At 48.1% G+C, this 24,289-nt stretch carries 24 protein-coding genes; 10 read left to right on the forward strand and 14 right to left on the reverse strand.

The genetic code is table 11. The features are described 5' to 3' along the window. Positions 1–259: 259 nt before the first annotated feature. Positions 260–1,012, forward strand: coding sequence for a COG4705 family protein (locus HR45_RS14455; RefSeq protein WP_241461134.1), 753 nt, complete (start codon positions 260–262; stop codon positions 1,010–1,012). A 328-nt stretch (positions 1,013–1,340) separates the two neighbouring features. Here HR45_RS14455 and HR45_RS14460 read toward each other — a convergent pair whose 3' ends face one another. The 3 genes from HR45_RS14460 to HR45_RS14470 form a co-directional block, all read right to left on the reverse strand. After that, on the reverse strand, positions 1,341–1,925 hold the full coding sequence (locus HR45_RS14460; protein WP_037444277.1) for a hypothetical protein: 585 nt from the start codon (positions 1,923–1,925) through the stop codon (positions 1,341–1,343). A 282-nt stretch (positions 1,926–2,207) separates the two neighbouring features. Further along, on the reverse strand, positions 2,208–2,876 hold the full coding sequence (locus HR45_RS19095; protein WP_052074760.1) for an HNH endonuclease: 669 nt from the start codon (positions 2,874–2,876) through the stop codon (positions 2,208–2,210). A 406-nt stretch (positions 2,877–3,282) separates the two neighbouring features. Continuing rightward, positions 3,283–5,433 carry a M3 family metallopeptidase gene (locus HR45_RS14470; protein ID WP_037444279.1) on the reverse strand — a complete coding sequence of 717 codons (2,151 nt, stop codon included), beginning with the start codon at positions 5,431–5,433 and terminating at the stop codon, positions 3,283–3,285. A gap of 411 nt (positions 5,434–5,844) precedes the next feature. Between HR45_RS14470 and HR45_RS14475 the strand changes: the two genes are divergently transcribed. Continuing rightward, positions 5,845–7,860 (forward strand): bifunctional 2',3'-cyclic-nucleotide 2'-phosphodiesterase/3'-nucleotidase, encoded by a 2,016-nt coding sequence (locus tag HR45_RS14475; RefSeq protein ID WP_430742027.1) that lies wholly within the window; start codon positions 5,845–5,847, stop codon positions 7,858–7,860. A 46-nt stretch (positions 7,861–7,906) separates the two neighbouring features. On the opposite strand, the gene HR45_RS14480 is transcribed toward HR45_RS14475, so the two are convergent. Next, complete coding sequence (locus tag HR45_RS14480) at positions 7,907–8,302, reverse strand: winged helix-turn-helix transcriptional regulator (RefSeq protein WP_037444280.1); 396 nt, start codon at positions 8,300–8,302, stop codon at positions 7,907–7,909. Positions 8,303–8,442: 140 nt separating this feature from the next. Here HR45_RS14480 and HR45_RS14485 point away from each other — a divergent pair, with 140 nt between their 5' ends. Further along, entirely contained in the window at positions 8,443–8,997 is a 555-nt protein-coding gene (locus tag HR45_RS14485; RefSeq protein ID WP_037444283.1) for a flavodoxin family protein, read from the forward strand. 80 nt (positions 8,998–9,077) lie between these two features. Here the strand turns inward: HR45_RS14485 and HR45_RS14490 are convergent, their stop codons facing one another. Both HR45_RS14490 and HR45_RS14495 read right to left on the reverse strand, forming a co-directional pair. Then, positions 9,078–9,329, reverse strand: a complete 252-nt coding sequence (locus HR45_RS14490) for a hypothetical protein (RefSeq protein WP_037444286.1) — start codon at positions 9,327–9,329, stop codon at positions 9,078–9,080. Positions 9,330–9,458: 129 nt separating this feature from the next. After that, positions 9,459–9,893 (reverse strand): HIT family protein, encoded by a 435-nt coding sequence (locus tag HR45_RS14495; RefSeq protein WP_241461135.1) that lies wholly within the window; start codon positions 9,891–9,893, stop codon positions 9,459–9,461. A gap of 143 nt (positions 9,894–10,036) precedes the next feature. Here HR45_RS14495 and HR45_RS14500 point away from each other — a divergent pair, with 143 nt between their 5' ends. From HR45_RS14500 to HR45_RS14515, 4 genes are read left to right on the forward strand one after another with little or no spacing between them, the layout of a single operon-like run. After that, positions 10,037–10,888 (forward strand): D-hexose-6-phosphate mutarotase, encoded by an 852-nt coding sequence (locus HR45_RS14500; protein ID WP_037444288.1) that lies wholly within the window; start codon positions 10,037–10,039, stop codon positions 10,886–10,888. 26 nt (positions 10,889–10,914) lie between these two features. Further along, a complete protein-coding gene (locus tag HR45_RS14505) occupies positions 10,915–13,911 on the forward strand; it encodes an intermembrane phospholipid transport protein YdbH family protein (protein WP_162180660.1) in 2,997 nt (998 codons plus the stop codon). A gap of 14 nt (positions 13,912–13,925) precedes the next feature. Further along, positions 13,926–14,117, forward strand: coding sequence for a YnbE family lipoprotein (locus tag HR45_RS14510; protein WP_037444293.1), 192 nt, complete (start codon positions 13,926–13,928; stop codon positions 14,115–14,117). A 27-nt stretch (positions 14,118–14,144) separates the two neighbouring features. After that, positions 14,145–14,465 (forward strand): YdbL family probable chaperone protein, encoded by a 321-nt coding sequence (locus tag HR45_RS14515; protein ID WP_037444295.1) that lies wholly within the window; start codon positions 14,145–14,147, stop codon positions 14,463–14,465. Positions 14,466–14,650: 185 nt separating this feature from the next. Here the strand turns inward: HR45_RS14515 and HR45_RS14520 are convergent, their stop codons facing one another. The 3 genes from HR45_RS14520 to HR45_RS14530 are packed head-to-tail and all read right to left on the reverse strand — an operon-like array spanning position 14,651 to position 16,424. Next, complete coding sequence (locus HR45_RS14520; RefSeq protein WP_052074762.1) at positions 14,651–14,971, reverse strand: STN domain-containing protein; 321 nt, start codon at positions 14,969–14,971, stop codon at positions 14,651–14,653. A 15-nt stretch (positions 14,972–14,986) separates the two neighbouring features. After that, entirely contained in the window at positions 14,987–15,481 is a 495-nt protein-coding gene (locus HR45_RS14525; RefSeq protein ID WP_052074763.1) for a GNAT family N-acetyltransferase, read from the reverse strand. Positions 15,482–15,515: 34 nt separating this feature from the next. Continuing rightward, on the reverse strand, positions 15,516–16,424 hold the full coding sequence (locus HR45_RS14530; protein WP_037444302.1) for a LysR family transcriptional regulator: 909 nt from the start codon (positions 16,422–16,424) through the stop codon (positions 15,516–15,518). Between the two features lie 124 nt (positions 16,425–16,548). Here HR45_RS14530 and aguB point away from each other — a divergent pair, with 124 nt between their 5' ends. Together aguB and aguA are read left to right on the forward strand one after the other, a co-directional pair. Then, positions 16,549–17,433 carry an N-carbamoylputrescine amidase gene (aguB, locus tag HR45_RS14535; RefSeq protein WP_037444303.1) on the forward strand — a complete coding sequence of 295 codons (885 nt, stop codon included), beginning with the start codon at positions 16,549–16,551 and terminating at the stop codon, positions 17,431–17,433. 12 nt (positions 17,434–17,445) lie between these two features. Next, complete coding sequence (gene aguA / locus HR45_RS14540) at positions 17,446–18,537, forward strand: agmatine deiminase (RefSeq protein WP_037444304.1); 1,092 nt, start codon at positions 17,446–17,448, stop codon at positions 18,535–18,537. 68 nt (positions 18,538–18,605) lie between these two features. On the opposite strand, the gene HR45_RS14545 is transcribed toward aguA, so the two are convergent. Genes HR45_RS14545 through HR45_RS14565 form a run of 5 tightly spaced genes read right to left on the reverse strand, consistent with a single transcriptional unit; the run spans position 18,606 to position 22,154 of the window. Then, the gene (locus HR45_RS14545; protein ID WP_206537912.1) at positions 18,606–19,361 is read right to left on the reverse strand and encodes an energy-coupling factor ABC transporter ATP-binding protein; all 756 of its coding nucleotides are present in this window, start codon (positions 19,359–19,361) and stop codon (positions 18,606–18,608) included. Between the two features lie 4 nt (positions 19,362–19,365). Beyond that, positions 19,366–20,148: a cobalt ECF transporter T component CbiQ gene (gene cbiQ / locus HR45_RS14550; RefSeq protein WP_241461136.1), complete on the reverse strand. Its 783-nt coding sequence runs from the start codon at positions 20,146–20,148 to the stop codon at positions 19,366–19,368. After that, a complete protein-coding gene (locus HR45_RS14555) occupies positions 20,127–20,774 on the reverse strand; it encodes a hypothetical protein (protein ID WP_037444307.1) in 648 nt (215 codons plus the stop codon). The genes cbiQ and HR45_RS14555 overlap by 22 nt, the downstream gene beginning before the upstream one ends. Next, positions 20,758–21,426, reverse strand: coding sequence for a cobalt transporter CbiM (gene cbiM, locus HR45_RS14560; protein WP_052074764.1), 669 nt, complete (start codon positions 21,424–21,426; stop codon positions 20,758–20,760). The genes HR45_RS14555 and cbiM overlap by 17 nt, the downstream gene beginning before the upstream one ends. Positions 21,427–21,434: 8 nt before the next feature. Beyond that, entirely contained in the window at positions 21,435–22,154 is a 720-nt protein-coding gene (locus tag HR45_RS14565; RefSeq protein WP_241461137.1) for a DUF4198 domain-containing protein, read from the reverse strand. Between the two features lie 462 nt (positions 22,155–22,616). Between HR45_RS14565 and HR45_RS14570 the strand changes: the two genes are divergently transcribed. After that, positions 22,617–24,227, forward strand: a complete 1,611-nt coding sequence (locus HR45_RS14570; RefSeq protein WP_052074765.1) for a putative bifunctional diguanylate cyclase/phosphodiesterase — start codon at positions 22,617–22,619, stop codon at positions 24,225–24,227. Positions 24,228–24,289 lie beyond the last annotated feature (62 nt).

The raw sequence follows: 24,289 nt of genomic DNA on the forward strand, positions 1-24,289 counted from the left end.
AACTTAGCAACAAAACGACATCTCTGCAACAAGGATTGTTCAAAGTGCGTACTGGTCGCAAAAACGCAACCGCTATCGACAAACTTGCGGATGTAATCCCGGCTAAAGGGCTACCAACGACAGCATCAAATTGCAGATAGCGCCACATTGGCACCTCTTAACGAAAAGTTAAGCAATCATCGCCACAGTCAATAACACCATCAGAGTTCATTCTGCTCTTTACCAGCGTGAAGTGAAGCGCAATGCAGGAGATATGCCCATGACGACTCAGCAAGCCCTTGTAAAAGTCCCTGCCGTGACCTTAGGTTTCTGGCTGATAAAAGTGCTCGCCACCACGCTTGGAGAAACTGGCGGAGATGCCGTCTCAATGTCGATGAATCTTGGCTATCTCGTCAGCAGTGCTATTTTCCTGATGGTATTTGTCGCAGCCGTATATTGGCAGATCCGTGCTGCCGAGTTTCAAGCAACGCGCTATTGGATTGCCATTATAGCCTCAACAACCGTCGGCACCACCATTGCCGATTTTTGTACCCGTTCACTCGGCATTGGTTACGCCGGAGGTAGCGCGCTACTGCTGACATTATTGGCAGTTTCAATACTGGCCTGGTATTTCACCTTAGGCAGGGTTGATGTTGGCTCGGTGAACACTCCTAGTGCTGAAACCTTCTATTGGGTCACCATTATGATGTCGCAAACCTTGGGGACCGCGCTAGGCGATTGGGTAGCCGATACAGAGGGGCTTGGCTATCTTGCGGCGGCAGAAATTTTCGGTGGCTTAATGTTGCTGTTGCTAGCGCTGTATAAATTCACTGCAGTGTCACGCACGCTATTATTTTGGGCTGCTTTTGTCTTAACCCGACCATTAGGTGCCGTGGTGGGTGATTGGCTCGACAAGCCGATTGCCAATGGCGGTCTCGACTTAAGCCGTTATGGCGCAAGCATCACGCTTATCAGCGCCATCGTGGTGCTATTAGTACTATTACCGCAACGCGCGGCGGTACGCGCTCACTGATTATGCTTTATGTTCCATATCACTTTCGCAGTGTATGAATGATTGAGGTAGTTAATCACCTGCGGTGGGCAATGCACATACAGTTCAGTGGCACGCTGTGGATACATCCCTGTAAGCTCGACGCCAGCATCCATGCTGGCGACGGCCACTGCCCCGTATGTGCTGGGAATTTAGGTGCAATCCTGTGAGTACAGAGTGGTCTAGTTTTCTCAGGCCTTAACACAGCCAAACATTGTTATTTCCTCGTAACCACTTTCTAGAAAACTTCTTAAAATAGCTGATTAATTCCCTCGGCAATACGCCTCAATGTTCCAAATGAGGTAGGAGCTTAGCCGCTGTACTCATGCACGAGGGAGTTTCTGATGTGACGCCCTGTATGAAGATGACGTTCAGCAATCCGCATAGACTTCATTTCTTCGAGTACTTCAATTTCAGATGGCTCTGGAACAGGAATTTCAACGCCCTCTTTCAAGCTTTCACTCTTCATTAATTCTGAAATTTTCCGATGCTCTACCCTACTAATAGCGATGTTTCTAGACGATTCATAACCTTCATCTGTAATCCACCCTTGTTCAAGAGCTATATTCATGTAGTGTTCTAGTCGTCTAGGTTTCTTTTCAAAATTAATGTTGCCTCGTTCTTGCTCAAACTTCATTTTCAATGCTTGCTCAAGTGCACTGTATGCAATTGTCTCCGCTGATTGATGCAACCTGTACGAGAAATAAGTAAACAATGCGATATTCTTTGCATTCTCGAACAATTGTTTCACTTCAATTGGAGTATTTGCATTCAATGAGATTTCAGACAATTTCAAATGCCATTCTTTAATGTCATAGTGTTTATTCCTAGGATCCACACTAAATATTTCTTCAAGTGGTTTTAGTGAATCAATCTCATTTAAATGTTCATCCATATAGTATCATCACCTATAATTTACTATCGTAAAAAACGAACCATTTATAAATTCATCAATAATTCCATCCATCCCATATCACTTTTCTTCCACTATAGAATTTAGCACCTTTAATGAATAAATTTCTTATTCATTTACAAAAACTTGAATAAAATAGCAAACAGATCGAACATCTGAATCATACCAATGCTAACTAGGAATCGCAGCTGACGTAATACAAAACTTAACTTTAACACCGTAATCACAAAAATTCGCCAAACCAATAATGCCAAATGTTAGCGATCAATTTGAGCGACTTGTTATATTTTTTAACGCTGATCTCACTTCCTCGACTGTATAAGGCGGATTTCGTTTGTGCACGACTCGATGACAATTAGGGCACAAGGGGACTAAATCAGCGATTGGATCAATTTGATAATCAACACCGATTTCAGAAATAGGTGTGATATGGTGTACCTCAACGAGGCCTTCAGCGATTGAACCATAAATGTCCTTCATATTATTTAAACAGCATTGACACTTGAAGCCATAATGTTCGAGACAAGCAGCTCGCGCATACCGATTCCGTTCAAATTTATTGACTAAAATTTTGACACATTTTCCTTCCAACAAAGATGCATTAGTTTCTACTTCAGGTATTACAGCGGAATCTTCATTTACAATAGTTAGCACTCTATCGTGCAACTCAGACTCACTTAAATTATTTAGAGACATATGGACCTTTATACGAGATCCCCTCTTATCCGCACCTTTATATCCTGCTCTATGTGGAAAAAAAGCATCGTACTCATCTCTCAGTCTTTTCAATGAGCTATCTGGCATACAAAAGAATCGAGAGTAACTAATAAGTAAACTCGTCATATTTTTATTAGGTTCAAGATTTTTATAAGAATCTGGGAATTTTGCCAAATAGTAGGCAACAACATGTGCTTCTTCTGGTATATGAGCCATTGGTTTTTCCTGTTCTATGAATAAAAATATAAGAGTATATTTGACGACATAACGTCATAATTTCGTGCCGCAGAATGTGCGTTTCCATAAAAAATTTGATTCAATCTAAGCACATATCTGCCTGAACACAATAGAAAAACCAGCAAATGTGTATATCTACAGACGAATTGCTAAGCGCTTCTAAAGCCAAAGACAACCAATAGACCTGCAGGCGATTTAGCGCACCACGCTAAAAAAGCCACGCCATGGCCAATCGGCCAAAAAACAAATCCACCAGCAACACCAACAAACCCAATCTGAAATTGCCAAATTTCACACATAAAAAAACACTCGCAAAAGCGAGTGTTTTTAAACAAAAAGCGTAATGAACTAACGCAAAATTAGTTCACACTCTTTTCTTCAAGGCTTAGTTAACTAAGCCACGACGTTTCAACAGTGCATCAACCGTTGGTTTATGACCACGGAAGTTGATGTAATCTTGCATCAAGTCTTGGCTATTGCCTTTGGACAATACCGCTTCACGATATTTATCACCATTTTCTTGCTTCAGACCACCCATTTCCATCATGTGCTCAAATGAGTCTGCGGCAAATACTTCGGTCCACAGGTAAGCATAGTAACCTGCGTTGTAGCCGCCCGAGAAAGCATGGCTGAAGTAAGTTGAACGGTAGCGTGGCATGATTGGCGCGTAGTCCAGACCGTGTTTCGCCAGCGCTTTGGCTTCAAAGGCTTGCGCATCTTCGATTTCAGTACCTGGCTTGATTGAGTGCCATTCCATATCGAGCAGTGCCGCGCCCAAGTATTCAACTGTGTTGTAACCTTGGTTAAAGCTTGCGGCAGCGCGAATTTTCTTCAGCAATTCTGCCGGAATTGGTTCGCCTGTTTTATAGTGCTTAGCGTAGTTCGCCAACACTGCAGGGTCGATTGCCCAGTCTTCGTTCGCTTGTGAAGGGAATTCTACAAAGTCACGCGCGGTTGAGGTGCCCGCCAGACTTGGGTATTTCACTTGTGAGAACAGACCGTGAATACCGTGGCCAAATTCGTGGAACATGGTCGACACTTCATCGAAGGTCAACAATGTCGGTTGGCCAGCGGCTGGTTTTGGAATGTTAAGTGCGTTGTAAACGACAGGCTTCTGACCTTTGAGGAAGTTCTGGGTCACAATCTCATCCATCCACGCACCACCGTTTTTACCGGTACGCGCATAAGGATCGAGATAGAACAGACCGATGACACTGCCATCTTTATCATGGACTTCCCATGCTTTAACGTTCTCTTCCCATACTGGCAAGTCAGGACGCGGTTTAAAGCTGATGCCATACAGTTTGTTCATGGCGAAGAACAAGCCGTCATTCAATACGGTATTGAATTCAAAGTAAGGTTTGATTTGGCTTTCGTCCAAATCGTATTTCGCCTTACGGACTTTCTCAGCGTAGTAGTTCCAATCCCACGGCTTCAGCTCGAAATCGCCGCCTTCAGCTTTGATTTCTTTTTGAATATCAGCCGCTTCTACTTTGGCTTTAGCAACCGCTTTAGGTGCTAAGTCATCCAGAATGCCAAATACGGCGTCTGGCTTACCGGCCATCTGATCAGCCAGTTTGTAATCTGCCCAAGTGGCATAGCCCAGCAGTTTGGCTTTGTCAGCACGCAGCTCAGCTTCTTTGATCACGATTGGGCCGTTATCGGCTTTGGCACGGTTGGCAGAGGTTTCCCAGATTTTTTGACGCAGTTCGCGGTTATCCAGGCTCATCAATATCGGTTGACGAGTCGTGTTCACCAGAGTGATCAGATAGCCTTCTTTACCGGCTTTTTTCGCTGCATCCGCCAACGCGGCGATTTCATCATCACTTAAACCCGCCAACTGGGCTTTGTCAGTCACCAGAATGGTATCGTCTTTAAATGACTTGAGGATGTTTTGGCCGAACTCAGTCGACAGTTTTGACAGTTCGCCATTCAACTCACGCAGTGTGGCTTTATCTGCATCTGACAACTTAGCGCCAGCGCGAACAAAGTCAGTGTAATAGTGTTCAACCAAGCGCTGATCAACTGGATCTGTCAGTTGCTCTTTGGCGTCATAAATCGCTTTAACACGCTCAAACAGCTTTGGATTCATGTAAATATTGTCTGAATGTTCGGTCAGACGCGGCATGATGTCCGCTTCCAGTTTCTGTACCGCGTCGTTAGACAACAGGCCAGAGTATTGGAAGAATGCGCGCAAAGTACGGTCAAGGATTACACCACTTTTTTCCATCGCAACAATTGTGTTATCGAAGCTTGGTGCTTCACTGTTGTCGATGATCGCTTGAATTTGTTCGTTGTGTTGTTTCAGCCCTGCATCAAATGCTGGCAGGAAGTCGCTCACAGTGATTTTATCGTATTGTGGCGCTTCGTAATCGAGTGGGCTCTTGCTAAGCAGTACGTTTTCAGCGGTCGCAGGCGCTGCTGCTTTGGTTTGAGCTACTGGTGCTTTAGTTTCGGCTACTGGGGCTTTTGATTCGCCACAAGCACTCAAAACCAGCGATGCACCGATCGCAGTCGCAATTAAAGTTTTACGCATCTTGACTCCATTTGTGTCAGGCAGGTTACCGCTTCATTATGGAAATGCTGAGTAGTGAGTTCAGCGGCGGCGGTAATCCAGTTTAAACCGCTGCAAACCATAGCAACTTTTGCTTACCGGAAACAATGACAGAGTTGTAAGAATTTCTGCATTTTGCGCGCAAAACCGAGGTTTTGCGTCATCCCGCTCAGAATAAAAACAGAAAAAGCATATTTTTCATTATCTTGTTATGTGCCTAAGCATCAGTTGTCAGCACAGGACAAACGCTATTCAATCAGGGCAACTGTTACAAAAATTCTGCCTAATCGACTTAATAATGTTTCACAGACGCGGCTTCGCACGGCACACTATGGCAACTTTTGCTTTCTATGGTTATCAAGGTGCTTTATGGCCAGTAACAACTTTTTTGCCATGTCATTGCTTACCACCCTTGTGGGAGCTGGTTTTGCCGCTAACGCTTTTGCAAAAGCGGAAGTGCATCTGCGCGTGTTAGAAACCTCAGATCTGCACACCAATATCATGGATTACAACTATTATGCGGACAAAGAAGATCCCACTATCGGCTTGGCACGCACCGCGAGTTTAATCAAAGCCGCTCGTGATAGCGCCAGCAATAGCGTGTTAGTCGACAATGGCGATTTGTTGCAAGGCAGCCCAATGGGCGATTATGTAGCGCATCATGGTATCGACAAGGGTGACATTCATCCGGTCTATAAGGCGATGAACACCTTAGATTATGCCGTGGGCAACATCGGCAACCATGAATTTAACTACGGTTTAGATTTTTTGCATCAGTCACTGAGTGGCGCTAAGTTTCCCTACATTAACGCTAACGTCTATTGTGACGCTGCCGAGTGTTGGGATGGCAAAAAACGCGGTGACCACCTGTTCACTCCTTATGTCATTAAGCCGACCCAAGTGGTGGACAGCGACGGCCAGCAGCATACACTCAATATCGGCTATATTGGCTTTGTGCCGCCGCAAATTATGCTTTGGGATAAGCAAAACCTGCGCGATAAAGTCCGCGCTGAGAGCATTCTGTTGACCGCGCAAAAACTGGTGCCAGAGATGAAGGCCAAAGGTGCTGACATCATTATTGCGGTGCCACACTCAGGTATTGGCTCTAGCGAAAACCCCGGCGATCCCAATGCCGAAAACGCCGTGTATGCGTTGACTCGCGTAGCTGGTATCAACGCCATTTTATTTGGTCATAGCCATTCTGTTTTCCCCGCTGCTCGTTACCAAGGCTTGCCCAATACTGACGTTGAAAAAGGCTTAATGAATGGCATTCCTGCGGTCATGCCGGGTCGTTGGGGCGATAATATGGGACAAGTGGATCTCACTTTAACGCTTAACAATGGCCAATGGCAGGTCACTGATGCCAGTGCCAAAGCGGTACCGATTTTTGATGGTAAAAATCGCAAACCGCTGGTAACGGCCGATGGACATATTCATCAGGCGGTAGCGGCAGAACATCAAGGTACTATTGCGTTTATGTCGCGCCCTATCGGCCGTGCAAGTGAGGATATGTACAGTTTCCTGTCGCAAGTGCAGGATGATCCATCGGTGCAAATTGTCGCCGATGCGCAGCATGCAAAAGTGGCGCAAATGCTGCCACCTGAGTTACATGACCTCCCCGTGCTCTCAGCTGCTGCACCGTTTAAAGCGGGTGCCCGGCAAGCCTCGGCTAATGACGCCAATCAATATATTGAAGTCAGTAAGGGGTTGTTAACCTTTAAAAATGCTGCAGATCTGTACCTGTATCCCAACACGTTAGTGGCGGTAAAAATTAACGGTGCAGAACTCAAAGACTGGCTGGAATGTTCCGCTAATCAGTTCAATCAAATTGATCCGCATAGCAGCGCGCCACAGCCGTTAATTAACTTTAACCATCCCACCTATAACTTTGATGTTATTGACGGCGTGAGCTATCGCATTGATGTGACACAACCGAGTAAGTTTGATAGCGATTGTCAGTTACAAAACCCCAATGCTGTGCGCATCACCCATCTGAGTTACCAAGATGGTGACGGTAATCTGATCACGGGTGCAGCACTGGCAAAAATGCAGTTTATTGTGGCCACCAATAACTACCGTGCCTTTGGTGGCAAATTTGCGGGTACCGGTGCCGATCATGTGGTAATGGAATTGCCTGACACCAATCGCAAGGCGTTAGTTGATTACATCAGCATGATGTCGCGTGCCGACGGCAAAGGGGGGTTCGCGGGCAAGGTGAACCCGCAAGCGGACAACAACTGGGATTTTGCGGATATTAACAGCGATACAACGCTGGATATTCGCTTTTCGACACAAGACAGTGATAAGGCCAACGACTTCGTCAACGCTAACCACAGAAGACCGATGACGAAAGTGGGCAGTAATGCCAACGGATTTGCCGAATATCGTATCGACTTGAGCGGTAAGTAGTCTGGTGTCATTTTTCTCAAAAACGCCCTAATTGGTTCATCTGCCGTTAGGGCGTTTTAGATTTTTCAGCCTGTTGCCGTTGGTCATATTGCTGCTGTGAGTGCAGCATCTGTTCAACGTTGCTCTCAGCCCACTGCCCGACCAATTCAATGGTGTCAGCAAAAGATAATCCAAGCGAGGTCAGCTGATATTCAACAGTGATTGGCATGGTGGCAAACACCTGTCTGGCAATCATGCCATCTCGCTCTAACTGCTTGAGTTTCTGTGACAATACTTTTTGGGAGATACCATCAACCTGACGTTTTATCTCATTAAAACGCCGTGCTTCGCCATCCCGTAACAAACCGATAATCAAGACTACCCATCGTTCTGCCAGACGCTCAAAGCACTGTCTCGCCGGGCAGCTGCGCGCGTAGACGTTGTAGCGGTTCAGCGCTGTCATAGTTTCCTCCAGGTAACTAACGCACTTTTTTCTCCCTAATTGTAAACCTGGTTTCCAAAATATACTATTTACCCATCCATTATGTTGCTGCCCAGCCATTGGACGGCCTCAGATCATTCACAGTAGTAAGAGAGGATTTTATGGCGAATACCGTAGTGGTTTATTTTTCAGGTTATGGACACACCAAACGCGTAGCTGAATATGTCGCAGATGGCGCGAAGGCTCAACTGATTGCAATCAGCCCTGAAGGCGATATCACTGATGCAGACTTTGACAGCCTTGCTAAAGCCGATGCCATCATCTTCGGTGCCCCTACCTATATGGGCGGCGCGCCATGGCAATTTAAAAAGTTTGCTGATGCCACGTCTAAAGCTTGGTTCACCCAAGCATGGAAAGACAAAGTCTTTGGTGGTTTCACCAACTCCGCCAGCCTTAACGGAGACAAACAAGTAACGCTGCAATATCTGCAAACCTTGGCGTCACAGCACGGTGGCATTTGGGTAAGTTTGGGCGTATTGCCAGCCAATACCCAAGCTGCGACCCGTAACGATGAAAACAACTTGGGGGCCTCTGTTGGGGTTTTAGTGCAATCCCCTTCTGACGCTGGCGCAGAAGTGATCCCAGAAGGTGATTTAGTTACCGCGCGTAACTATGGTGCCCGCGTTGCGGCTATCGCCAGCAAGTTTGTCGGCTAATCAGCGGTTATAGCTGTTTGTCGTAATTCACCAATAAAAAAGCACCGTTGAACGGTGCTTTTTTATTGCCACAAGGCCAATCATTGATACAAGGCCTGAACCCGCTCAGCGTAATCATGCTCAGCGAACGAGAGCAACGCTTCTGCCGAATTGATCGGTGCTGCGGCGCGCAGTAACTTTAGCCGTCCCGGCTCTGAGAAGTGAGTAAAGTGCACTTCTTCATCATCCTTCATCACCACATAATCACACTCATCATTGGCTGCACACCAGATAATGCGTTCCGCGGTAGTGTGTTCACGCATGGATTGCTCAACGGTAAATTTGGTCGTCATTGTCGCCCTCTTAATCGTTACGGCTAATGTCACCATTGTAGAAAGCTAATGCGCGTTGTGTGAGCTGAGCTTAGTTACAAAAGGTGCTGGATCGCACTTTTAATCGCAAGCCAGTATCACCACTGCCGATTAGACCGCAGGGTTAGCAATAGCGCGGCGGATACGCTCGGCGATAGCGTCTAATTGGTCACTGTCCATTTTTTCGCTGGCATGCGCTTTTAGCGCTTTTAACGGGCCAGGCACCAAATGGAAATGCAGATGAGGCACGGTTTGACCGGCGTAACTGCCGTTATGTTGAAATACACTGCTACCATCAACGCCCATCGCCTGTTCAAGCGCCTTACCCACTTTTTTTAGTGTCTGTAATACGGCGGTCGCGGCATCATCAGGCAATTGATAAAGTGTCACCGCTGGCACTTTTGGCAGTACCAGAAGATGTCCCGGCATCTGCGGCATAATGTCCATAAAGGCCAAGGTAAAATCATCTTCATAGACTTTTATGGCAGGCAACTCACCACGAATAATGCGCGCGAAGATATTATTGGCGTCGTAATTCAAATCCATATTGCAGTTCTCCCGTGAATGGTTGCGGCAGTGTTGCAGAAAATATTCAACTTGAACAGCATTGCCGATAACAACTTAAATCGTAACGTAAAACCAGTTAAGCTATAGCCCATTCACTGTGCCAATGATTTGAGGGCAATCTCATGGCTAGCATTCGCCAAATGGTTCATGCCAATGGGCTGGAATATCTACAGATCAATTCCGAGCGTTGCGAAGCGCGGATTTTCTTACAAGGTGCGCAAGTTGAGTATTTTGCGCCGACAGCTAAAGCGCCACTGTTGTGGGTATCAAGTGCCGACGAATATCAACCGGGCACCGGTGGACTCCGCGGTGGTATTCCGGTGTGCTGGCCATGGTTTGGCAATCATCCCAATAAAGATTGGCCTGCTCATGGTTTCGCTCGCAATAAAGTGTGGGATTGGATTGGCACGCAGGTTGAGGACGAAGTGGTGACACTCAAATTCACCCTGCCAACTAGCCAGTTTGAACGTCAATATTGGTCGCATGATACGCGCGTCGAGCTTGAGGTGGTGTTATCAGAAACCTTGAGCCTACACTTGACCAATATTAATCTTGGCAGCGAAAGCGTCACCCTCACCCAAGCACTACACAGCTATTTCCCTATCGGCGATATCCATCAACTGATTGCAAGCGGCTTTAGCGGCGCCCAATATATTGAATTTGGTGAGGGCCCCTATGCTCAAGACGGTGATACGGTCAGCTTTGTCCGCGAAACCGATCGGGTCTATACCTCGCTAGCCTCCGTGCAACGGCTGCAATGCCCACTCGGCACCATCGAGGTCAGTCGCAATAACAGTACGTCGGCCGTATTGTGGAATCCATGGATTGCCAAATCGCAACGGCTGTCGCGCTTTAACGGTGACGACTACTTGCAGATGGTATGTCTGGAAGCGGCAAATGTACTGGAAGATGCGGTGACGTTAGCAGCGGGACAATCTCACACGCTCAGCACCAGCATTCGTTGGTTAGACTGAGTCACCCCAAGCGGTTGGAGCTAGGATTGCGCTACCTTAAACGGATGTTATTGTGGCTAACGGCTAGCATGCTCATTGTGCTGGCGCTGCTAATTGCCTGCGTCAGTTATCTATGGCATCAGCCCGATTGGCTGTTACCTAAACTGAATCAGTATCTCACGCCTTACCATATTCGCTTTGATGCATTGAGCTGGCACATTGCAGATAATCGGACGCTCGACATCCCGCAACTGGCATTTGACTATGCGGGGAATAGTCTTCGTTTTGACGCTATTTCGCTGTCGTTAACACAGCCGATGACGCTGAGCCGCCTGTGGCAATGGTATCAGTTGCCAACCAATGAACAGCGTTACCAACAAATAAGTCAGGCCATTGCGACAATACGATACCAACATGCGAACATTGCTGTACCAGTGGCGCAATTACTGCCGTCGCAAAGCACCGAGCCTTTGTGGCTCCCCATCGTTGGTCATCTTCCTGCACTTGATTTCGGCGACACCCGCATTACGCTGCAAGGCACGGCCCCTATTGCTGGGATTCACCTTGCCAACTTAACGCTATCTGAGCAAGGAAAATTCCACAGCCAACTGACGACCATCGACGACACGGCGGCCACTTTACTCGCGCTGGATGGCGAGTTGCCGACGAAAGATCTCAACACCGCCGTCTGGCAGCTTCAAGCAAGCCTAACGCTATCCACCTTGTACCAATTGCAAGACACACTCAATCAACAAGCGGCAACAACAGCGCTGATAGATGCTTATCCTTGGCTGGCGCCAGACTGGCTGATGGGCGCGGCCCGCGCAACTGGTGAATTATCAGCAGGACTACGCCTAACGCTGAAAGATGGTGGTGTGAACGGCCAGCTTTGTTGGCAACACCCTGGGATAGCTTTTGATGCCGCGGCGGCATCCATGTTGGAAATCGCTGGGAATAGCGAGTCGACCGACCACTGCCCACAAGGCGCTATGTTGCTGCGCTATCGCAATCAAGGCAATGATAGCTATGCGTCGCTAGCCCCTTTTAGTCTGGCGTTGCAGCTCACAGCTGAGCAACGTCAGGCATGGACACAACAACTCGCGCTGGACACCGCCAAACAAGCTCAACTCGATGCTCTGCTCACACGTGTTCAACAGCAGATTCAAATACCTAAAGATAACGTTGCGGCTAACGCGCCTGCAGAGCAAGCATTGGGCATGTCACTGATGGCTGAACAAGGTTTAACACTCAAAAGTGATGGCACCCACTACCAAGCGCAACTTCCCAAGCTTATCCTAACGCCAACCTTGTTTGATTGGTTTACCTCGAGCGACAGCAAACTCGCGCTAACACTCACGAACAGCGAACTTAACCTACCCGTTGCTGCATCGGTCAATGAGTTCAATGCGAGCGGCCAATGGCAGCTAGGGCTAGCGCTTCCGCGCGGCATTAATGCCATGGATACACATTGGTCAGCGCAGAGCCAGATGCTCAATATCATGCTCTTAGGTGATGCCCGTTGGGATGGCAGCAGCCAATTGGGAAAGCTTACAATCTCACCGCAAAGCAATATCAAGCTGAGCCAACTGATGGCACGTTTTGCGGGCAACAGCGTCAGTGCTAGCGCCTTCAGCGCAACGCAAACACAAGCCGCCAATATCGAATGGCAACACGGCACATTCACCCTGAGCCTGCCACAAACTCATAATCAGGTGCAGCAACTTCAGGGCGTGTTTGCCCCCTATCAATTTAGTGTCAAACAAGTGGATCTCCAGCTACCTGCAGTCTCAAGCCTGACACTCACCACCAAGCAGCCTTTGTGGCCACAGCTTATGCAGCAACAACTTGATAGCCAGCTCTCAATTAACGCGGCACAACCACACGTGGCACAGCGGAAGAAGACCTTGTTAGGAGCTAACGAACAGAGCCTGTTGAACCTGCGCAGTGTGCAATTGGCACAGCAATTACACTGGCACAATAGCGTACTCAACAGCGATGAAATCTGGCATATCGACGATGTGACCTTAGCAAGTCAGCATAAATTAACGCCGCAAAAAGAGGGTTACCAGCTCAGCGCCACTTGGCAAATGCAAACCTCGCTGGCATCACTGCAACAAATTGCGGCGAAAAATCTTCAGTGGCAACCCGACTGGCAACTCACGGGAAATAGTAAGCTGACAGCCAAGGTCGATTTACATCAGCAGCCGCAACAGTTTTCTTTGAATGTCGCGGTGGCACCGGAAATAAGTGACGCTAGCGGCCATTATCAACAGATGCCATTTGACGGTTTAACGCTTAGCGCAGACTGCCGTTATCAGTTAAAGGTTGCACCGAAAATGCTGGATGCCAGTCGTGTCGGCTGTCAGCAGTTTAGTCTGACGGCTAACAGTTTTAATCCTGGCATTTTAGTCACCAACATCGACGTCACAGGTAATGGTGATTTTACACCAGCCGCGCCCAATCATGTCAGTGATAGCTGGTTATTGCCCGGCTTTAGCGACGCACAATTACATCTCAATGCGTCGGCAAATGCGCTGCAAGGCCTGCTGACGATTCCCGACTTTAATTTTGATCTCAGCGGAGAGTCGCACGGATTTGTGTTAGTTCGAGGAATGGATATTGAACAGCTATTACAGCAGCACCCTCAGCAAGGGATTACTGCCACAGGTGTGTTTGACGGTGTTCTGCCAATGGCCATCAAAGCTCGACGCATCAGCATCACGGGCGGGCATTTAGCAGCGCGAGATCCGGGGCTGATTGAGGTACACAACACGCCCACCATTGAGCAGATGCGCACCAGCCAACCCTATTTGGACTACGTGCTGAACTTTATGCAACGGCTGCAATATCAGGAGATATTGGGGCAATTAGATATGGCAGAAAACGGAGATGCCCATATACAGCTAAGTATTAAAGGCCATGGCCAAGGCATTGAACGGCCAGTACACTTAAACTATTCTCACGAGGAAAATTTGCTGCAGCTATTGCAAAGCCTCACCGTAGGTGATCGTTTGCAAACCGGGCTGGAAGCATCGATGCAGTAAAACAGGGAGCTGCGATGAAAAAATTGAACATAGTGCTGTTATCAGTATTAGCAAGTTATCTAGTGATGGGCTGTACCCCGACGGTAAAGATTGAGCCGCCAGATAAGCCTATTGTGATTAACCTTAATGTCAAAATTGAGCACGAAATTCGCATCAAGGTAGATAAGGCCTTGGACGATCTGCTGACGAACGACGAACTATTCTAGTGCTACGCACCTTGTAAGGAACTCTCCATGAAACTTCGACTGCTCACGTTTATTACTGCAATTACTCTGAGCTTTGCCGCCTTGGCACTCGATTTACAAACCGCGAAAGACCAAGGGTTGGTTGGCGAACAAAATAATGGTTATCTCGCCCCGTTACAATCCTCCGCCGATGTCACCGCTCTGGTGAAAGAGATCAACGCCAAACGCACTGCAGCCTATCAACAAATTGCCGCCAAAAATGGAATCAGTGTTGATGACGTTGCCAAACTCGCCGCGAAAAAGATTATCGCCAAGGCGGAGAAAGGTCATATGGTGCAGGATGGCAGTGGTAACTGGTTGAAAAAATAGTGATTAGCGGCACTATTCCATACAATTCATAAACGCCATAAAGCCATGCCTTTCCAGCATGAATTCATGGCGTTAATTCATGAGCCATTTGGCCGGAAATCGGTAGAATTTGAGGCTCTGAAGTGCTTTTATTTGGCCTCCTCGCGTATGTGGAGGCTTTTTTTTTTGCCTGTCATTTAGCGTTTCTAAGCTTTACTTATTGTTAATCCATTCTGTTTATCGCGTTTAACGGTTAGCCCCTTGCCAGCAATCGCCTGCTCAACCGCTTGCAGCACCGAATAACGTCCAATCACGGCATTGGGTTTGACTGCACCAATCTCATTTAAATCAGCCTCGATAAAGCAGCCACTACCATGCGCAATTTGCTGCAAGGTTTCATCCAGCCGCTGAAAATCCAGTTGATAATCACTGCTGACATCACAACGATCACTCGACACGGGTGTTTGGGTATTGCTGTTACAGGCGGTTAACGATAACAACAGCAAAATGCCTGCTATGTTTTTCACAGTATCATCCTTAATTTAGGTTAACGGTTTTTGCCAAAACTCGGCGATGCCAGTATCAGGTCGCAGTTGATAAGGCGCAAAGCCCGCTTTGACATAAGCATCACGGGCAGAAGTATTTTCAGACAGCACTTCGAGCGTTATTTTGCAGCAGTCCAATGCTTTCGCATGCTGAGTCGCTGCCGTGAGTAGCAGCTGCCCGACCCCCTGTCGGCGCATACCCTTATGCACCACCAAATCATGAATATTGAGAATGGGCGCGCAATTAAAGGTCGAGAATGCTAAAAAGCAGTTGGCTAACCCCACAGCGCGCTCACCTTGATAGGCCAAAAGACTCAGCGCCGTTGGTGTTGACGCTAAGGTTGGCAGCAGTTGTTCAATCACCTTGTCAGGTAAAGCTTTGGCACCGCCCATCGGATCGGTGGCGTAATGTTGCATTAACTGCAGCAGATCAGCCCCTTGTTTAGGATGGCGATAATTCACCTTGACCACACTAATATCGACCTGACTCACCTGTGCTCCTGACAATATCTTGATTTTTCTTAGCTTACTGATGAACTAAGCCCTGCATCAATCCTTTTAGCCAATTTAATGAAGCTAAACCTTGATGTACCGGATGCCATACGCAATTCAAATGATAGCTGGGCATATCTTCGGGTAACGCCACCTGCCGTAATTGGCCACTGACCGTTAGCATGTCAGCAACGCGTTTGGGTAACACCAATAGGTGGTCAGTTTGGCTGACAATGGCTGCAGCTGACATATAGCTCTGGCTATTGACCGAAATTTGCCGCGTCAAGCCGCGAGTTTTTAGGTACCGGTCGATAATCGACTCGTTGGTGCCAAGCGGCGAATGAAATACCTGTGGTGTGTCGACTAACTGCTGCAAGCTAATCTGCTCAGCAATGGATGGGTGCTGGCTTCGCACTAACCCCACCAAGGGCTCAGTCAGCCATGTCTCGCGCGCTAAATAGGCTGGCACCTGCATATATTCATCAAAGCCGAGTACCAAATCGATATCACCATTGGCCAACTCAGTTTCTGGAATGGTTTCCCGCAGAATTTCAATCTCGATATGCACGCCAGGCGCCAGTTGCTTCAGCTTCGCAATCAGTGGCGGGATCAACACACACTCAACATAGTCGGTCGTGCTGATGACAAACTTGCGACTAGAGGTTGCCGCTTCAAACTGCTCGGGCGCGTCCAATTGCTGCTCAATTAATTTAAGTGCTTGCTGCACGCTCGTATGTAATGAAAGTGCACGCGCTGTAGGGAGCATTCCTTGGGGCGTGCGCACTAACAAAGGATCGTTCAACGTCTGTCTAAGCCGATTTAGCGCATGGCTCATTGCCGGTTGACTGAGAAAAATCCGCGCCGCGGCGCGCGTCACATTGCGCTCGATCATCAAGGCGTCAAACGCCAACAATAAATTGAGATCCACCTGATGCAGCTTCATTTAAAATTCACTGTATGAATATCTGAATTAATATTATTCATTTGATGGATTATGAGCAAGTCCCTACACTTCTACTATGCTTGGGCTACTTGCCCTAAAGTCCATCAACACTGGAGATGAGTTCATGGCAAAAGTTACTGTCGCTGCGACCCAAATGGCTTGTTCTTGGGATATCGAAGCTAACATCAAAAATGCGGAAAAGTTGGTACGTGAAGCGGCTGCTAAAGGCGCACAAATTATTTTGATCCAAGAGCTGTTTGAAGCGCCCTACTTCTGTATTGATCAAAGCCCAGAGCATTTCGCGTTGGCGCAAACAATTGAAGACAGCAAACTGATTAAGCACTTTCAAGCGGTTGCTGCTGAGCTGGAAGTTGTATTGCCAATCTCATTTTTTGAGCGCCGTGGTAATGCCCACTACAACTCACTGGTGATGATCGATGCCGACGGTAGCATGCTGGATGTGTACCGCAAGACCCATATCCCTAACGGCCCTGCGTACCAAGAAAAGCAGTTCTTCACCCCTGGTGATACCGGTTTTATGGTATGGCAAACCCGTTACGCTAAAGTAGGCGTGGGCATTTGTTGGGATCAATGGTTCCCAGAAACTGCGCGTAGTTTGGCATTGATGGGCGCTGAGTTGATTTTCTTCCCAACGGCGATTGGTTCAGAGCCAGCGTACCCAGACATCGACTCGCAACCACATTGGACACGCGTACAACAAGGGCATGCCGCCGCCAACTTAGTACCAGTGATCGCCTCTAACCGTATCGGTACCGAAAAGAGCAAATTCATCGAAGGTTTGGAAATGACCTTCTACGGCTCTTCTTTCATCGCCGACCAAACTGGCGCACTGGTGGCGCAAGCCGACAAAACCAGCGAATGCGTGTTGGTGCATGAATTTGATTTGGCTGAAATCGACAAGCAACGTATCTCTTGGGGTCTGTTCCGCGACCGTCGCCCAGCAATGTACGAAGCAATTCTGACATCTGACGGCGAAACCAGCTGGTAAGAGGCACAGTTCATGTCTAACACCTTACATAGTTTGCCGAGAAACAACGGCTTCTATATGCCTGCAGAGTGGGCAGCACAGCAAGCGGTATGGATGATTTGGCCCTATCGCCCAGATAATTGGCGCGAAAACGCAAGCATCGCGCAACGCACCTTTGCAGCGGTTGCCAAAGCGATTGCTGGCGCAACACCGGTATTTATGGCGGTGCCGGCTGGACAGATAAATCTGGCTAAAACGATCATGCCTGCTGAAGTTACCCTAGTACCGATGGAGAGTAACGATTGCTGGACACGTGATAGCGGCCCAACCATGGTCATTAATGACCAAGGTGAATGTCGTGGCGTGGACTGGGGCTTTAACGCATGGGGTGGAATGCAAGGCGGCTTGTACTTCCCTTGGGATAAAGATGAACTGGTCGCTAACAATATTCTCAAGCATCACGGCTGGAAACGTTATGTAGCCCCATTAATTCTTGAAGGTGGCTCAATTCATGTTGATGGTGAAGGCACATGCCTAACCACTGAAGAGTGTCTGCTGAACTGCAACCGTAATCCAGAACTAAGCCGTGAGCAGATTGAAGAATATCTGCGTCAGTATCTGAACGTGGAAAAGATCATCTGGTTGCCTGAAGGCGTGTTTATGGATGAAACCGATGGTCATGTCGACAACATGTGCTGTTTCGCTCGTCCTGGCGAAGTGATTTTGCACTGGACTGACGATGAAAGCGATCCACAATACGCCCGTTCAAAAGCAGCGTTAGAAGTATTACAACAGGCGGTTGATGCCAGAGGTCGCCAACTGAAAGTGCATCTGCTGCCACAGCCAGGCCCGCTGTTCTGCACTGCAGAGGAAGCCGCTGGCGTCACTTCTGGCACCGGTGTGCCACGTACATCAGGCGAGCGTTTGGCAGGTTCATACGTGAACTTCCTGATCACCAACAAGCGCATCGTTTATCCATTGTTGGATGAGGCGACTGATGGCATTGCCGCTGAAAAGCTGCAAGCTATCTTCCCTGAGTATGAGATTGTGGGCGTGCCTGCCCGTGAAATTTTGCTCGGTGGCGGTAACATCCACTGTATTACTCAGCAGATCCCAGCTGTGTGATAGCTAATGTGTGACTGACAAAAAAGCCGATGCTTAGCATCGGCTTTTTCATATACCCAAGACAATACTCAGCGGTGTTCCTGCTCATGGATACCTGCCGCAATCCGATCTTCAGCATGCACATGCAAATGCTCGTGCGGATGGCGATGCATGACCGCCTTAGTCAATTGACCACCTTCCAATAACACCGCTCGCGTTGCTAAACGTTCCAACACACTTCGGTCATGGGAAACGACAATCATCGCCTGAGAAAGCCCATCAAGATGCGCTAATAAACGTTGCTGCGCACTTTCATCCAGGCCGTTTGTTGGCTCATCTAATAGCAGGACTTCCGGCTCCATTGCCAGTACCGTGGCTAAGGCGATCATACGTTTTTCACCGCCGGAAAGACGATAGGTAATGCGATCGGCAAACTCGATCATGCCTAACGATGCCAGCACTTGAAGCGCTTTTCGCTGCGCGGCGTCGGCCGACAAACCTAGGTTAAGTGGACCAAAGGCCACATCTTCAAGCACAGTGGGGCAAAACAGCTGATCATCGGAATCTTGAAACAGAAACCCCACTTTTTTACGCAACTGCTGAAACTCACGCTCTTGGCGACAGCGCTGCCCAAATCCTACAATTTGGCCCTGGAACTGATTGTTCAGGCCAATTAAGGTACGTAAAAGCGTAGATTTCCCTGCGCCGTTGGCACCGACAAGCGCCAAACGTTCCTGCGGGTAAAGATCGAAGCTGACGCCATTAAACACGCTGCGATGCGTGTAGCTAACAGACAGTTCAGTGACCGATAATAGCGGTGCTTTGATGCTGATCGACGGGTTCAACAGACTACTCCAAAAATTGCTGCCATACTAACGGCACCAGAGCTAATAGGCTCAGCCCCAATAGCAGCAGACTATCACTCTTGCGCCATAGCAGTTGCGACCGCAGATATAAGCTGCCATCAAATCCACGACAGCGCATGGCATCAACAATCCGCTGCGCACGCTCCATACTGCGCACTAACAACATGCCCATCAGCCAACCATAGCTGCGCCAAGTATGCCAGTTACTTGCTGGCTCAAAGGCGCGAGCCTTCATCGCATTACGCAAGCGCTGAAACTCATCGCCTAATACTTGGATATAACGCACCGTCATCATAAACAGGTGGATAAGTTTGGCCGGAAAGCCAAGCGCCGCCGCACCATAACCTAATGACACAGGTTCACGAATCGCTAGTAAGGCCAGTAATGCCAACACCACCGCGTTGGCACGTAATAAAATAGTGAGTGCTTGGCTGGCGCCTTCTATCGTTGCGCTTAATCCGAACAGCCTAAACCAAGTTTCACCTGGCATAGAAAATGGCAACATTAACACCAACAACAACATAAAGGTTTCAAACGCCAACAGTCGTTTGATGACCGAACGCCATCGCGTGCCTGCCATGACATTGAACAGCAATGCTAGGCCCAGCAATAACATTAACGCTGGCCACTGCGTCAACAACACGGCCACCAATGCAAAGATACCCGCGGCTAAAATATTGACTCGCGGATCACTAAGGGAGAAGCGGCTTAGGTGATGCTGAGCTTGCAACTGTGAGGCTAACATCAGCTTTTGCGACTCCGCCACCACATCGCCATACCGGCAATACCAAAGATAAAGCCCAAACCGCCGATAATATCGGACAACTTGGCTCTGGCGTCACTCTGTTGTAACGCCATTCTCAATGGGCCTACCTCTTTAGCAATCGCAGTCTGAATCATGTGGTTTAGCTCATTACTACTAACCGTGTTTGCAGTAGCCGTATTAGCAGAATCTGAGTTGGCGAGAATATTAAAGTGAATGGCGCTGTCTTGGTTTTCAATCTGCGTCACTGGCGCAGTCTGTATATCTTGCGAAGCCTGCTTGGGTTGTGATGCTGCTTCTGCCGGAGCGGTTATGACTTCGCTTGCCGGAATTTGCCAATGCGCAACGTGCCCATCACCAGTATTGGCTTCGATATCGTAACCAGCACTGACGGGGACTGTGATGCGAAAACTACCGTCCGCCTTCGGGCTTATCTGCGCCAACGGTCGCTTGTTGTTGTCGTACACCACAATCTTGGCACCTGCGGCAGAAATCCCACCCGCAAAATAGGCATTGCCAACAATCTGCGAGCCTTCCATCCAAGCAAAGACTTTTAATAGGTGCGCGGATGCTTGCAGACTGCACAGTGATAACACCAAGGCCAACAGCACATTACAACACTTCAGCATTACCTTGTTCCTCAGGTTGCAGAGCCTGCTCAACTCGGGTTTTGAGCAGCATTTCGGGCGCGACTTTGGCGATAAACCCTACGACCGTAGCCGTCACTAATGCCTCAACAATGGCAAGCGGCAAGTAGGTAACGGCAATAATCTTCGCCGCGGTAAGATAAGCCGCAGAGCTGGCGATCAATGACAGACAAACCATAGTAGCAGTACCCACAACGCCGATAAGTCCCGCAAAACCGCCTAATAGATAAATTTTTCGCTGTTCCCCATTGGCAATAGCGTTCGACAAAGCACCACTTAACAGCCAAGCGACAATAAGCGCAGGCAGCGCCATATTCACTGCATTAACACCTAACACTAATGGGCCACCAAAACCGAAAAACACCGCTTGTAAAACTAAGGCGACCATAATCGCTGGCACCGCAGTCCAGCCGAGTAACAAGCCCATCATGCCGTTAAGTAAAAGATGCACACTGCTGGGACCGGCGGGTACCGCGATCAACGAGGCCACAAAAAAACATGCGGCTAATACTGCAGCATGAGGCACTTTGGCGTAATCAAGTTTGCGGACCGCATAACAAAGCGCCGCCACCGCAATCACGCCACCAGTAATCAGTACCGGAGCAGAAACCACGCCCTCAGGAATATGTGCCATTTGCTGTCCTATTTCATGTCTCGAGTGTAAACCCAGATTAAACCGCCCTGCTCAATCGGCACTTGTTTGCCTTCAGGGCTCTGCATGGTGTGCTCACCTTCCAATAACGCCGCAAAGCCCCACCAACCAGATTTGGGCATGACATAGCTAAAGGTACCGTTCACATCGGCGCGCACCACTTGGGTAACATAAGGATCGGCTGGCGGTGTTATCGAGCCGTCATTTTTCCATTCCACCTCAACCTCGGCGAAAGGTACCGGTTTGCCATCGCGTTTCACTACCCCTTGAAACAGGTTACCAGTCCACAAACCAAAAGGACGGGTCAGTGGCACAATCTCGGTGGGTAAACCTAGCTCTGTGTCCCAGCCTTGCTCCATACCATAAGCATCCACAACCACCTTGGTATAGTGCACAATCATTTTTCCTTCTGCCGGTTCCCAGTAGGGTTTTGGCACCACGTAGAACAGATAGTCACCGGGACGCTTTATCTGATACTCGGCCGTAAAAAATTGCTGCTGATGGCGTTTATGGGCGCTTAAGCTGGCGCGTAAATCTTGTTTTCCCATTGGTCCAAACACCGCAAATTGCTCGGGTGCGGCAAGATCCATCAGCGGCCCTTGCGCCATCGGATGAGTGAACTGTATGGTAAACGCCACCTTGGACTGCGCTGGGGTTGAGACTATGTCGGTAGAGGGAATGAGTTCCAGAAAATGTGCACTGCCGCTCACCGAATAACATAAGCAAACGAGTGTTATACACGCACGAGCAGCGCACTTAACATCAGACCAAAACAACATGGGTACCCCGCTTTGCCGCCTTAAGAAATCTCAGCACGTGTTATTACGAAATTCAGATTCGTAATAACGATACCACTGGGGTGGTGGGAGATCACGACTACGACTCGCGATAAGTCGCAGCGATGTGTCAGAATGATAGCTAGCTCACAAACTACAAGGTATTGAGCTGGAATAGGTTTATTGTGAATAAGCGCTCAAACCACAACACTTCAGTAAAACGCAAATTACCAAACAGTGATGTTCATCAACGATGCATTCACAATGTGATAACCTTCACAGCTTAGCTGAAGCGTCAATTGCTATTATCTGCGGATTATTTGCTAACTCCATGTGAAAGTCGTCACATTTTCGCCGTTGTAGAATCACATCCATGTAGGAGTAAAGGACTACTCAATGTCAGTAGATTGGATTGCATATTCGGCAGTTATTATTGGTACGTTGCTGCTCGCCAGCAGCTTGATACCTGCCTACCGTATTTGCCAAAATGATCATGCTAGTGGATGGAAGTGGCTGGTCGTGCTGATCCTGTTTTTTTGCATCGGCTATGGACTGTTTCTACTCCGCCTCATTTATCATCCCATCAACCTCACGCTGGCATTACTTTCAGCTATTCTGTTTTTTGGCGCTGTTTTTGTCGCGACCATTATGCCGCAAGCGTTGAAGACGATTTTAAAAATAGAATCGATAGCCGATGAAGAGCGGCGCAATTCATTGACAGATGTGCTCACCAACCTCAATAACCGCAAATGTTTATTTGAACATTTAAGTGCGCTGAGTGGCGTCAGCAAACCCTATGCGCTGTTCTTTATTGATCTCAACAACTTCAAACAGATAAACGACAGTCTTGGGCATTATTACGGCGACCAGTTTCTGATAGCTGTAGCGCAGCGGTTAAGCGCTGTGGTGCCGAAAAATGCCAAGCTATTTCGGATCGGCGGTGATGAATTTGCCATTGTCTATCGCGAACATGGGCAAGAACCCTTGCTGCAGTTGATAGACAATATCCATGCGACATTGCTTGCCCCTATCGTGGTACAGCAACATTCAATGAAAACGTCCGCCAGTATCGGTATCGCCTGTTATCCAGAGCACAGTGACGAACTATTCGATTTGATGAAAAAAGCCGACATGGCGATGTACGACTGTAAGAAACGCCAAGGTAATTTCACACTGTACGATCAGTATATTGGTGCTGAAGCCGAGCGGAAGCTACATCTGTCTCAACAGCTGTCAGACGCCGTGCAACACAACCGATTTACCCTGTACTACCAACCCATTATTGATTCCGTTAATAATGAAACCCGCTGCGTAGAGGCGTTATTGCGCTGGCCACAAGCCTCTGGTGATATCATGCTACCAGATCAGTTTATTCCCATGGCATCGCGCAGCAGTCTGATCAACGCCATCACTTACTGGGTTATAAACCAAGTGGCTAACGATCTGCCTAAACTTCGCCTTATGGGGTTTAGCCACAGTATTCATATCAATCTTTCCGCCAAAGATCTGCAAAATGACAACTTGGTGCAACAGTTAAGAGCGCTAATGCAGCAACACCGTATTCAGGCGGGCGACATTATTTTTGAAATTACCGAAAGTGATATGGTTGAAGATTTAGGCACGGCGAAACTGGTGATGTCGAAAATCAGTGATATGGGCTTTCAATTCAGTGTTGACGATTTTGGTACAGGCTTTTCGTCACTGGTGTTGTTACGCGAGCTACCTATTTCGCAAATCAAGATTGACCGTTCTTTTGTAAATGATTTTCTGGATAACGATATCAGTCGCTCAATCGTATGCCACATTATTGCACTGGCGAGCGACCTTAATTGCAGCGTGGTTGCTGAAGGTGTGGAATACAGTGCCAATGCTGCTGAATTGCAACGTTTAGGCGCAGAGCTACATCAAGGCTGGCTCTATTCAGAACCCTTACCGCTGGCGCAGTTGCAGCAACTGAAACTGGCCAACAATAGCCCAGACCAAAACGATACCTTAATGGTCGGCTAACAACTGGTTCAGCTGATTCAGCGACAAAAAAGCCTCGATAATTCGAGGCTTTTTTTATGACG

This window comes from Shewanella mangrovi (genome assembly GCF_000753795.1).
GTDB lineage: Bacteria > Pseudomonadota > Gammaproteobacteria > Enterobacterales > Shewanellaceae > Shewanella > Shewanella mangrovi.

Coding starts and splice junctions, on each gene's coding strand:
- HR45_RS14455 (WP_241461134.1), top strand. CDS start 260: ATGACGACTCAGCAAGCCCTTGTAAAAGTCCCTGCCGTGACCTTAGGT.
- HR45_RS14460 (WP_037444277.1), bottom strand. CDS start 1,925: ATGGATGAACATTTAAATGAGATTGATTCACTAAAACCACTTGAAGAA.
- HR45_RS19095 (WP_052074760.1), bottom strand. CDS start 2,876: ATGGCTCATATACCAGAAGAAGCACATGTTGTTGCCTACTATTTGGCA.
- HR45_RS14470 (WP_037444279.1), bottom strand. CDS start 5,433: ATGCGTAAAACTTTAATTGCGACTGCGATCGGTGCATCGCTGGTTTTG.
- HR45_RS14475 (WP_430742027.1), top strand. CDS start 5,845: ATGTCATTGCTTACCACCCTTGTGGGAGCTGGTTTTGCCGCTAACGCT.
- HR45_RS14480 (WP_037444280.1), bottom strand. CDS start 8,302: ATGACAGCGCTGAACCGCTACAACGTCTACGCGCGCAGCTGCCCGGCG.
- HR45_RS14485 (WP_037444283.1), top strand. CDS start 8,443: ATGGCGAATACCGTAGTGGTTTATTTTTCAGGTTATGGACACACCAAA.
- HR45_RS14490 (WP_037444286.1), bottom strand. CDS start 9,329: ATGACGACCAAATTTACCGTTGAGCAATCCATGCGTGAACACACTACC.
- HR45_RS14495 (WP_241461135.1), bottom strand. CDS start 9,893: ATGGATTTGAATTACGACGCCAATAATATCTTCGCGCGCATTATTCGT.
- HR45_RS14500 (WP_037444288.1), top strand. CDS start 10,037: ATGGCTAGCATTCGCCAAATGGTTCATGCCAATGGGCTGGAATATCTA.
- HR45_RS14510 (WP_037444293.1), top strand. CDS start 13,926: ATGAAAAAATTGAACATAGTGCTGTTATCAGTATTAGCAAGTTATCTA.
- HR45_RS14515 (WP_037444295.1), top strand. CDS start 14,145: ATGAAACTTCGACTGCTCACGTTTATTACTGCAATTACTCTGAGCTTT.
- HR45_RS14530 (WP_037444302.1), bottom strand. CDS start 16,424: ATGAAGCTGCATCAGGTGGATCTCAATTTATTGTTGGCGTTTGACGCC.
- aguB (WP_037444303.1), top strand. CDS start 16,549: ATGGCAAAAGTTACTGTCGCTGCGACCCAAATGGCTTGTTCTTGGGAT.
- aguA (WP_037444304.1), top strand. CDS start 17,446: ATGTCTAACACCTTACATAGTTTGCCGAGAAACAACGGCTTCTATATG.
- HR45_RS14555 (WP_037444307.1), bottom strand. CDS start 20,774: ATGCTGAAGTGTTGTAATGTGCTGTTGGCCTTGGTGTTATCACTGTGC.
- cbiM (WP_052074764.1), bottom strand. CDS start 21,426: ATGGCACATATTCCTGAGGGCGTGGTTTCTGCTCCGGTACTGATTACT.
- HR45_RS14570 (WP_052074765.1), top strand. CDS start 22,617: ATGTCAGTAGATTGGATTGCATATTCGGCAGTTATTATTGGTACGTTG.